The sequence below is a fragment of the Eremococcus coleocola ACS-139-V-Col8 genome (genome assembly GCF_000183205.1).
Taxonomy (GTDB): domain Bacteria; phylum Bacillota; class Bacilli; order Lactobacillales; family Aerococcaceae; genus Eremococcus; species Eremococcus coleocola.
Map to the genome: position 1 here is coordinate 1 of NZ_AENN01000020.1, position 11,497 is coordinate 11,497.

Below are 11,497 nucleotides of genomic sequence, written 5' to 3' on the forward strand. Positions count from 1 at the left end.
ATCTGGTTTAGAGTTAGGATCTTTTGGATCGGTTCCTTTTTCTTTTTCCTCTTCGTCAGTTGCTCCATCATTATCATCATCTGGATCTGTTACGTCTGGCATACCATCACCGTCTGTATCTCGTTGAATGGTAACTGTGATGTCTTCTGTTGATTCGTTGCCTGCTTCATCAACTGCTTTGACGGTTGCTGTAACAGTTTTTTCTTCTTTATCTCCCCAGTCTTCTGCTTTTGGTACGGTTCCTTCAATTTGTTTTGATTCAGGATTGTAGGTTAAGCCTTCTGGTAGATTTTCTACTGTTACGGTTGCTTTTTCATCATCAGTTGTGACTGGTACTGGTGTGATTTCTTTACCTTCGACTGCTGTAACATTGTCTGCTGTGATGACTGGTGCGGTTGTGTCTTTTGCTGCTACATTAATTGTTGCTGTCGCATTGTCTGTTGTACCATCTGAGTATTTTACTACTACTGGAACATGTACAGCTTTTCCAGCATCTCCATCAACTGGTGTATAGGTTACACTACCATCAGCATTAACTTTTGCACCTGTTGGAGCGCCTTCACCTAGTTCGTATGTTACGTTTTCTGGTGTAGCTGGATTTCCTTCTTTATCAGTAAATGTTGGTGCTGCTACTGTTGCTTCTTCTCCTACTTTACCATCTACTGCTGTATATGATGGATCATATTTAGTAGCTTCACCTTCTTTTGTTACTAATAATGGAACCTTGTCAGTGTGACCTTTTTTGATTAGAACTTCTTCGCCCTTTTCATTTAGCTTGTAGATATCATAAGTTACTTCTACGTTTGGTCCCATGGATCCATCATCTGTTGTTTGCGTTGCTGGAACTTCTTTTGTAGGTGTACCTGTGATCTGGTTATTTTCTATTGTTAGACCGTCGATTGCTTTTCCGTCTATGAATTTAGATGTTACATTCTTAAATACATAACCTTCGATTGCTTGTGGCTTAACTTCATGGTTATAGGCTACGCCTACTTCTCCATTCTCAAGTGGTGAGTCTGTTACTACGGCTGTGTAATATCTTGAACCCTTGATTTTTCCAGCTTCGTCTTGGATCGTTGTAGTAATTTTTACAGAATATTCACCAGCCTTGGTTGGTTTTCCTGAAATAGTACCATTTTTTGGATTGATAGATAGACCATCTGGAAGACCTTCTGCTCCGTAAGTTGCGCCCTCTTGAGGATTTGGATGCTTAATTTCATATTTATCATATCTTGATGCAACTAGGTTGGAAATTTGTACGACAAAAGAGTCAACAGCGATCAATTCCTTGTCTTTTCCATTTTTATCAACTCTAAAAAGTTTAGCTGTAAATTCTGATGTTTTCTTTACATCTTTAGTATCAAAAGGTTCTGATGGGATTTGGCCTGTGCCGTCTGGTTGAACAGCTTTTCCGTTTTTAACAACATTGCCGTCGTGGTCATACCAAACAATTCTAAATCTCTCAGAAGTCTTCGAGTATGGCAGACCTGTTGTCTTAGTTTCTGCCACATCTCCTGGTAGGGCTGTGTTTGCACCTGAATCATAGTTGGTGATGTTGAAATTAACATTGTTTATACCAAATACGAAGTCTGATCTTAGCTCTCTTGTTAAAGCATTTGTAACACCCACACCAAAACCTGTTCCTGACCAACCTGAGTGAATACCCCAGTCAGAGTTCATTGAAGCGTAGTAGTTGTTGTTATAAGGAGTCATTACACGCAAACCATCTGTATCATCGGTGGATACAAACATCCAGTCGTAGTTGATGTGCTTTTCGTTATAATTCAGGGCAGCATCTGCAAAAGAACCATCGTTTGCATTAGTTGCTACATTTCCCAATCTATCAATAGCCTGTTGTGTCCAACCAGACTTACCTGCTTGTTCAGTATAGCCTTGAGCTACAGCAGCATTTTGTTTGTAGCCCCAAATACCGTTAAATTGCAGGATGTATCTTCCTTCTGCGTTGGTCTTGGCCGTTACTGTTTCTGCAATCCATTTAGTTGGGTCTTTAGCTACTTGTTCTTTAACCCACTTTTGCAACTCTGCTTCTTGGGCTGATGTCCATCCTCTTCCTCTGATTTTAGATGCATCAGACACTCCCATGAGTCTAGCTGTTTCAGCACTATAAATTTGCTTCATAGCATAGTCAGATAGATAAGATGCTCTCACAGTTACATCTGGAGCTGGAGTGGTATGGTGAGCAACGGTATTCCACTGAACACCACCTGCCCCTGAACTGTAGTCCCAAGAAACTTTACCAGTCATATAGCCACCGGTATTAGATTGTACTGGTGTTTCTTTAGCATCTTCTCTGTGCATTTCAGCCTTTGGCTTTTGCATTAAAAGAATCTTCCAGTTTTCATGGGTGTTTTTAGGTGTGTCTGAACCTGATCCACCTTGGGTAATTGTTAAGCCTTGATTAGGGAATACAACTTGTTCACCTGTAATATATTGGAGTTGGTAACCTTCTGGAATGGTAGCTTGATCTACCCAGAAACGGTATCTTTCATTACCACCTGATACTGTTGGGTCTGCGTCAAATTTAATAAGTTTACCGTCTCCTGCTATATACGGTTTTGCACCAATGTTTAGTCGACCATTTGCATCTGATACTGCAGTATATATTGGAGATACATATCCACCGTCTTCAAACCATTGGAAGAAACCTCTTACCCCTTCAATTGGTTTGAATTGTTGACCTGTTGCACCTGCTAATAAGAGGTTCATGTCCCCACCTGTTTGTACACCAACAAAGGCGTGAACAGCATTTCTAGAGTCATTGGTTACTTCTGATTCTTCTGGTGCAGCTGCTTCTCTTGTAGCGGTACCAACCTGGCCATTCTCAGCTTCAACGGCTTCTTTTTCCGCTTCTTCGCTTAGTTCAAGTTCTGGCTCTGCACTACGCGTTTGAATTTGTCTTTTTGCAGCAACTTTTTGAGCTACAAATGCATCCACATCAAAGTTTTCATCAGCTTGTTTTTTAGCTTTTGCTTCAGCTTCGATACTGGCTATCTCTTGATCGGTGTAGCCCGCATCTCTTAGACGTGCTTTTTGTGCTTCAGATAATTGAAGGTCTTTAACATCCTCAATTTGTTCTACATTATCTTGAGCTTGCGTATCTTCTACTGTATCTTGAGCTTGCGTATCTTCTACTGTATCTTGAGCCGGTTCTTCTTTTGGCTCTTCCACATTAGATTCGGTTGAAACAGTGGCAGCTTCATCAGTAGAACCGATATCTGATCCATTCGCTTCAGCTGATGCTGGTCCCGATACTGAAATTTCTTCAGATGGTGTACCTCCAGCGGGTGCCTCCTCTGCGCTTGCAATCGTACCGCCTGCGAATAACAATCCAGCAGCGACTGCAACCGATGCAACGCCGAACGTCATACGCTTAATTGCGTACTTATACACTTTGTTTGATTGTTTTTCTCGTAATAACTTTCTATTGTTTTTACTTACCACAACAATACCCTCCTACAATTAATATTATGAATTAACTATACACCAAGCCAATAACATATTCGTCCAGATTTTGCGAAAATTAAGACTTTATTAATTTTTTCTAACCTTCATTCATCTTTTTTATCAAGGATAACAGAATACACATAAACCCTATATATATAACAAAAAGACCAAACAACATTTCGTTGCTTAGTCTTTCATGAACATCCTTCAGCTATTAAAAAGTCATGCCTAACTATTCGAATGCTTTCCTATAAACTCAATCGATATTTCACTACAGTGAGCTCATCTTGTCGATACATTTTGATACCGTATTGGCTGCCACAAAGAATCTTAATTCTCTGTTCCACATTCTTCATGCCGATGCCACCCAGTTTCGTTTTGATCCAATTTTGATGGTCTCTTTCAAAGTCTACACCATTATTCGCTACTTCAATGATCAAGTCATCATTTTCAATATAAGAAGTAATTTTGATGAATGATTTTGTTTTTTTAGGCTTGATGCCATGATAAATGGCATTTTCTACAATGGGTTGCAAGATTAATTTAGGGACCATTATTTCAGGTGTATCTTGCTCGAGTTCCAATAGGTATTCAAACTTATCGTCATAGCGAACTTTTTGGATGTCCATATAATTTTGAACATGGTCTATTTCTTTGGCTAAAGGGATGAAATCTTGATTAATACTCAAGCTACTTCTTAAAATCATTCCTAGCGCTTTCGTGACCTCAATTGCTTTTTCATTTTCACCAAATTCGATAAGCCAAAGAATCGTGTCTAAAGTATTATAAATAAAGTGTGGGTTGATTTGACTCTGCAAAGCTTTCAACTCAAAGTTTCTTTTCGCATTCTCTTTTTCTTCGATATTTTTTGTCAGCATTTTAATTCGATCCAACAATAGATTGTACTCTTTTTTTAAGGTATGAATTTCAATCGAATCGCTGTCTTCAAGCTCTATCTTTGAAAATCTCTCATCGACCTTTTTCATTTCTTCAGCTAAATTTGTAATCGGCTTACTAATCCATTGAGAAATAAGGATGGATAAAGCCACCGTCAAGATTAAGATAATCACAGACCAAGTCACTGTATTTTCAATTAATTTCTTTTGAAGCTCCTCAATTTGCTCGGTTGAAGCAACGCCTACGAGTAACCAATCGGTATTGGGAATATAGACATGCGCTCCAACAAACCCTTGATCTAAGGATTTCATTCTATTATTAATCAGTTGTAAATATTTATCTTGTTCTACCAATGAGCTGGTATCCATCTGATTGGAGTCGAATAATAATTTTTCTTCTGAAGTGGTAATAAAAGTATACCCTTTTTCACCAAAATTAATCGCTGATACATAATCTTCAATCAATTTATAGGACAGATCAATCACGACATACCCCAGCACTTCCTTATCTTTGACGATCTGATGACTAATGGATATAACGCGCTCGGTTTTATTCATTGAAAATCCTTTATGATTTTCCGTTGTGACCATGGCCATGTTATTTGATTTTTGGAGGTTTTGATACCATTCCAAATCATTCATATTATCCGACAATTCAAAATCGCTGGCAGATGATGAAATCAATTTACCACTCTTTGAGATGACAAATATCCTCTTAATCAATTGGTCATTTTGTTCGATTAAATCAATGATGTTTTGAATTGAATCGCTACTGGACTGATCTAAATTTTCAATTTCGGGTGTCATGGCTAATACACTTGAAATACCTTTTGTTTTCTCTAAATAAGAGGAAATATAAGTGCTAGCATTTTTTAATTGCTGTTCTGTTTGTTGGTACTTGCTGTCCTTTAAGATAGTGACAGAATAGGTGTAATGGCGATACGACAAAATCGTTACCAATAATATGGAAATAACGAAGAAATAAACACTTATTTTTGTGCTAAATTTTCTCAGTTGATTTTTCATCGGTTAATCCTTGCTTAAACTGCTTTGGTGTTATCTTGTAATATTTCTTAAATTTGGTCAAAAAATAATTTACATCTTCAATTCCTATCGTTTTAGCTATTTCATAATTTTTCATATCCGTTGAAAGGAGCAGAATTTTCGCCTTTTCCATTCGTTTCTTATTGATATAATCTTGAAAAGGAATACCATAGATTTTTTTAACTAGCACACTTAAATAGTTGCTGTTATAGCCAATATCTTCGGCCATTTGATTCAAGGACAGATCCATATTAAATAAGTTTTCTTCAATATATTTCTTAATCAGCTTATTTTCCTCATCAATTTCGATCGTTTCAGTTTGCTCTATATTTTTTATGGATTGTTCTTTTCTTAGGTGATCAATCTTATCGATCGCATTTTTCAAAATATATTCAATGTCTTTTTTAGAAATAGGCTTTAATAAATACTCATCAACTTTTGCCCGGATAGCGGTTTGGGCATATTCAAAGTAATCGTATCCCGTCAGAATAATTAGATAGACATTAGGATTATTTTCTTTAATTATTTTTGCAGCGGTTAATCCATCCATTTCAGGCATATTGATATCCATCAAAACAATATCAGGTTGATGAGTATTAGCCAAGTCTACGGCTTCTTGTCCTTCTTCAGCTTCTAAAACTTCCGTAATATTGAGCTTGTCATAGTTAACTAATTTTTTTATCCCTTTTCTAATGATTGATTCATCATCTGCAATTAATAATTTATACATATTTACCTACTTTATTAAATGGGTTAAATAGCCATATCCTTCTTGCTCCATCGCTTCTAAAGGTACAAAGCAAATGGAAGCACTATTGATACAATATCTTAATCCGCCCAATTCCTTTGGTCCATCCTCAAATACATGACCTAAGTGCGAATTTCCTGAGCGACTTCTAACTTCTGTTCGCTTCATATTATAACTTAAATCCGTATGATAAGTCACGACCTCTTTGGCTATCGGTTTTGAGAAAGATGGCCAACCACAACCAGAGTCAAATTTATCGGTTGAACTAAATAAAGGTTCCCCGGTTGCGACATCAACATAAATGCCTTTATCCTTATTATCCCAATATTCATTTGAAAAGGCATATTCAGTATCATTTTCTTGTGTAACCTTGTATTGAACGTCTGTTAATTTCTTCTTTAGCTCTTCATCTGATGGTTTTGGATATTTCGATTGATCAATGATTACTTCATTGGCTTTTGAAATATCAATATGACAATAGCCATTAGGATTTTTCTTTAAGTAATCTTGATGGTATTCTTCCGCTTCATAAAAATTATCTAATTTTTCAACTTCTACCACGATTTTATCTGCATATTTTGCTTGTTCTTTGTTCAATCGCTCTTCAATAATTTTTCTTTCACTTTCATCCGTGTAATATACACCCGATCTGTATTGAACCCCTCGGTCATTTCCCTGTTTATTCATACTGGTAGGGTCTACCACTAATAGATAATAGTCTAGTATTTGTTCCAATGAGATTCTTGCTGGGTCATAGTCTACTTTTACTGTTTCTGCATGTCCGGAATTTTTATAGGAAACATCCTCATAAGTTGGATTTTCTGTATCACCATTGGCATAACCACTTACTACATCGGCCACTCCATATACTTTTTCTAAATAGGCTTCTACTCCCCAGAAACAGCCACCAGCTAAATAAATTGTTTTTAATTCTGCTTTTGAATAGTCTACTGCATCATTTGGATTTTCATCCGCTGATTTTTTTTGTTGTTGGGTGATAATTTCATCGATTTTCTTGCTCGTATCGTCATTTTTCATCTCGTCATTAGTCATCTCCTTATTGGTCATCTCACTATTTGCCAGCTCATTATTAATTGTAATTGCTTTGACTGTATAGGCTGTAACTAATAAAGTCGCTGCCAATACCATTAATAAAAGTATTTTTTTCATTTTTACCCCTCCCTACTGAACTTCTTTATAAATTTGATCTAATGTCTCTTTATTTAATTGTCCTGGAGCAACTTTTACTAACACACCATCTGAACCTACAATCACATTGGTCGGTGTTGAACGAATGCCGTAATCTTCAATGAATTTGCCTGATTCATCTACTAAAACTTTCATATTTTTGTAGTTTAAGCTCTTAAACCATTTGATAAAATCTTCTTTATTCTTTTCACCATTATGCCCCGGTGAAACGACCGTTACAATTTCATAGTCTTCTGACGTTTTTGAAAGCTCATCTATTTCTGATAAGCCAGCTAAACAAATCGGACACCATGAAGCCCAATATTTTATATATACTTTCTTACCTTTTTGGTCACTTAATTTATACATATTGCCGTCTATATCTGGCAAGTTGAAATCTGGCGCTAATTCACCTTGGTTCATTTTTTCGCTAGTCATGGTATCATCCTTTTTGCTTGATTCGCTTTCGGTCATGTTGTCTGAGCTGCTATCCATCATGTCTTCTGATTCGGTCTCACCCATCTCATCTGATGCGTCATCCATCATGTCTTTTGATTCACTTCCGGCCATGTTCTCATCCATTTTTTCTGATTCCGGTTCGTCCATTTTGTCTGTGGCACTATCCATCATTGATTCCGATTCCATTTCGTCCATGTCGTCTGATGTGTCATCCATCATGTCTTTTGATTCACTTCCGGCCATGTTATCATCCATTTTGTCTGATTCCGGTTCGTCCATTTTGCCTGTGGCACTATCCATCATTGATTCCGATTCCATTTCGTCCATGTCGTCTGATGCGTCATCCATCATTTTGGTTGATTCCATCTGCTCCACTTTCGACTCCATTTTTGTCGTTTCGCCGTCGTTCATTCCTTCATTTTTTGCCTGATTTCCTGATTCACAAGCACTTAATACGACTGACATTGCCACTAATCCAAATAATAATCTCTTTTTCATAAGTTTTTCCTCCTTGTTTGCTAGTTAAATAAGTTATTAAAAAACGCGGTTAAATTTGGTAACTGATTACTCATTAGCACAATTCCCATTAAAGCAACTAAAAATCCTCCGATACGTTTAATGGTGACTAAATGTTTCTTTACTTGTTCGAAATGATTCATCAAGGCACTGGAAGCGATGGCCATGATTAAAAAGGGAATCATTAAGCCGATTGAATAAACCAACATTAAGAATGCTCCATAAAATTGTTGACCACTACTAGCAGAAGTTATCAAGACGGCTGCTAAGATGGGTCCGACGCAAGGGGTCCAACCTAAACTGAATGATACACCCATTAAATAGGCCCCCAGTGCTTTTGGCTTATTATGGTTAACCTGAATACCATTGAATTGATTTATTTTTTCAAATTGGATTAAATCCATTTGATGAATACCCAATAAAAATACTAAGAATCCGGCAATCATCAATAACCAGCGATTGATTAACAATTTTCCAATAATACCTGCCCCAAAACCTAAAATAACGAAACTCGTTGAAAGTCCCAGAACAAATGCCATGGTCTTGATAATGGCTCCTTTATTAATCTCTAGCCTTCCGATTGTCATTTTATTGTATTCTCCTGCTTTATCTGTCAACAGCCCAATATATACCGGCAATAAGGGAAATGTACACGGTGCAAAAAATGAGAGAAAACCAGCAATAAACACAGAACTCATCAACAATTCATTTTGTGCCATGGTTATGCGCCTCCTTGAAATATTTATTTATGTCTTTATTATAAGTCCATTCTCTTAACCCGATAATCGAAAATAAAGTTCAAAAACTTGAAAATCATTAGGTCCCCCATAATATTAGTCTAGTATAGAGGCATTAGCCGCCTAACCTGGAATCTCAAAGATACGCTTGATTTTTATACAGATGCGCTTGCCTCATTTTCACTTAATACCATCTACCTGTGGTATTTCGGTTTTTTTCACGAAGTTCTTTTTGCATTTGCGGTGGATGATCTGTCGTTTGATATCTTACCAGTTTGCTCGAATGGACGGTTCGATTTCAGCCACTGATATACCGTTTTATCCACTATAGGCACTGTCGTATTTTTTATTATTGGTGAAGTCACGATTTCCTTATCGTTTTTTCTACGCTACTTCGCTTTAGCCCAGCTTAGCAATCATGATGAATATCACCGATAGCTAGTGCCTTAGGGATTTTCACCCTAGATATATGACTTACCCGTATACTAAAAAAAGAACTCAGCTGCTAAATGCAACTGAGTTCCTATCTTTTTTATTTAGTTTTATGTCACATATGTATTATCGCCTAACACTAATTCTACTTAACATAAAGTCTTAAATACCTAATAAAAGACTAGCAATTTCAAAATAAATAATTAAAGCGAAAGTATCAACAATCGTTGTAATCAATGGACCTGCCATGACCACTGGATCTTGTTTAAAGAATAATCCAATAAATGGCAATACAGCCCCAACTAGTTTAGCCATCACGATAGTACACATTAAACTAAGTGATACAGTTAAATTAACCATTAAACTAACATGATCCATCATCCCAATTCGAATAACATTGATGATAGCTAAGGTTAGCCCGACCATTAAGGCAATTCTTAACTCTTTCCAAACAATTTTTAAAATATCTCCACTATCCAATTCACCTAAAGTAAGGGAACGGATAATAACCGTTGTGGCTTGGCCACCAGCATTTCCACCACTATCCATTAACATTGGAATATAGGCTGCCAGCACGACACTAGTTGAAAGTATATCATCATATTTTTGAATAATGTAACCAGTCATTGTCGCGGTAATCATTAATATCAAGAGCCATTTAATCCGTTTTAAAAAATGTGAATAGGTAGACTCTTCTAAATAGCCTTCATCAATATTAGCCATCCCTTGCATTTGGGCGATATCTTCAGAAAACTCTTCTTCAATAACATCTAAAACGGTCTCAGTTGAAATAACCCCTACTAAGCAACCTTCTTCATCAATAACAGGTAAAACAGCTAAGTGATATTTGTTCATTAATTTAGCCGCTTCTTCTTGGTCAGCTAATGTGTTAATGGAAATGACATCGTATTTGATTAACTCTGATAATGGTTGATCTTGAAATCTTAAGAGATCCGCAACATTAATGAAGCCCTGTAATTGTTGGCTGTGATTGACCACCCAAATAACTTGTAAATATTCTGCATCAAATTGAGCGGTCTTTACTTTTTCAATCATCGTCTCTAACGTATCATTTTCATAACATTTTACTAACTCGACCCCCATAATAGAGCCGACACTTTCTTCTGGATAACCTAACACCTGATTGATTAACGGGCGTCTATTATCATCTATATGGCGGATTAATCGTTTAACGATATTAGCGGGTACTTCACGCATGGTTTCAGCTAATTCGAATGAATCCAGATGTTGAATGACCGTCTCAAGCTCAGAATCACTTAAATGCTCGATCATTGCTTGTTTATAATCTGTGCCCAACTCAGCGATAGCTTCTGATAATTGTTCTTTTTTAATAAGACGACTGATAAATAAGATTTCTTCTGTATCAAGCTCTTCCATAAAATGAGCCAAATCAACTTCATGCATTCTATTTAATTTTTCTGTTAGATCAAATAATTCTTTTTTGTTAAGTTCTAAAATTCCTTTCATACCAATACCTCAATTCATCATAAATTCGAGGTTTAGGTGAAGCTATTGATATGATACTGTAGCTTTGTCCCTGGGGATAATCATCACTCTTCAAATAAACCACTCCTTTATTATAAATTTTGGCAAAAAAAATAGTCTCCCTCTATAAAAGGCAGACCAAAAAAATACTTAAACAATTAAAAACCTAGTTCAAGCTTTAGCTCTGATAGGCGGTGAAATTACACTAGTCGTAACCTTAGCGATTACAACTGCTAACCAGCGAATAATGTCTCCATTTTTTTGCGGCGGTAACCCATATCCTATCAGTAGCCTCACCTACCTCGCACAAACTATAGCATAGATTAGCCTTAGATTCAACACTGCTACTATTATAAGCTGGCTTGATATTTCTTATCGCCTTCATATAAATTCAGTGTAAAATATACTTGGGTCATGTTGATCCCTCCTGGTTTGTTTATTGTTCCTAAAAACATTTACCAGTTATGGAGGGATTAATGACCCTTTCTTTTTACACAATTATATGG

General features: G+C 36.6%; 7 protein-coding genes and 1 riboswitch. All 7 genes read right to left on the bottom strand.

Annotated elements, in window-relative coordinates; translation table 11 throughout:
- Nucleotides 1–3,462: putative Ig domain-containing protein (locus HMPREF9257_RS08450; protein ID WP_006419113.1), on the bottom strand; the 3,462-nt coding region annotated here is incomplete at its 3' end.
- 251 nt (nt 3,463–3,713) lie between these two features.
- The gene (locus HMPREF9257_RS08455; RefSeq protein WP_006419078.1) at nt 3,714–5,387 is read right to left on the bottom strand and encodes a sensor histidine kinase; all 1,674 of its coding nucleotides are present in this window, start codon (nt 5,385–5,387) and stop codon (nt 3,714–3,716) included.
- Nucleotides 5,362–6,135, bottom strand: a complete 774-nt coding sequence (locus tag HMPREF9257_RS08460; RefSeq protein ID WP_006419104.1) for a response regulator transcription factor — start codon at nt 6,133–6,135, stop codon at nt 5,362–5,364. Before HMPREF9257_RS08460 ends, HMPREF9257_RS08455 begins: the two co-directional genes overlap by 26 nt.
- Before the next feature lie 6 nt (nt 6,136–6,141).
- Nucleotides 6,142–7,323, bottom strand: a complete 1,182-nt coding sequence (gene msrAB / locus HMPREF9257_RS08465; protein ID WP_006419095.1) for a bifunctional peptide-methionine (S)-S-oxide reductase MsrA/peptide-methionine (R)-S-oxide reductase MsrB — start codon at nt 7,321–7,323, stop codon at nt 6,142–6,144.
- 12 nt (nt 7,324–7,335) lie between these two features.
- A complete protein-coding gene (locus HMPREF9257_RS08860; RefSeq protein WP_245526834.1) occupies nt 7,336–8,298 on the bottom strand; it encodes a redoxin family protein in 963 nt (320 codons plus the stop codon).
- 20 nt (nt 8,299–8,318) lie between these two features.
- On the bottom strand, nt 8,319–9,035 hold the full coding sequence (locus HMPREF9257_RS08475) for a cytochrome c biogenesis CcdA family protein (protein ID WP_006419097.1): 717 nt from the start codon (nt 9,033–9,035) through the stop codon (nt 8,319–8,321).
- Between the two features lie 612 nt (nt 9,036–9,647).
- Nucleotides 9,648–10,973, bottom strand: coding sequence for a magnesium transporter (mgtE, locus tag HMPREF9257_RS08480; protein ID WP_006419082.1), 1,326 nt, complete (start codon nt 10,971–10,973; stop codon nt 9,648–9,650).
- Between the two features lie 173 nt (nt 10,974–11,146).
- Nucleotides 11,147–11,303, bottom strand: a riboswitch (M-box (ykoK) riboswitch).
- Nucleotides 11,304–11,497: the final 194 nt, after the last annotated feature.

What these genes read in the sequence shown, in the direction of transcription:
- HMPREF9257_RS08455 (WP_006419078.1), bottom strand. Translation starts at nt 5,387, where the DNA reads ATGAAAAATCAACTGAGAAAATTTAGCACAAAAATAAGTGTTTATTTC.
- HMPREF9257_RS08460 (WP_006419104.1), bottom strand. Translation starts at nt 6,135, where the DNA reads ATGTATAAATTATTAATTGCAGATGATGAATCAATCATTAGAAAAGGG.
- msrAB (WP_006419095.1), bottom strand. Translation starts at nt 7,323, where the DNA reads ATGAAAAAAATACTTTTATTAATGGTATTGGCAGCGACTTTATTAGTT.
- HMPREF9257_RS08860 (WP_245526834.1), bottom strand. Translation starts at nt 8,298, where the DNA reads ATGAAAAAGAGATTATTATTTGGATTAGTGGCAATGTCAGTCGTATTA.
- HMPREF9257_RS08475 (WP_006419097.1), bottom strand. Translation starts at nt 9,035, where the DNA reads ATGGCACAAAATGAATTGTTGATGAGTTCTGTGTTTATTGCTGGTTTT.
- mgtE (WP_006419082.1), bottom strand. Translation starts at nt 10,973, where the DNA reads ATGAAAGGAATTTTAGAACTTAACAAAAAAGAATTATTTGATCTAACA.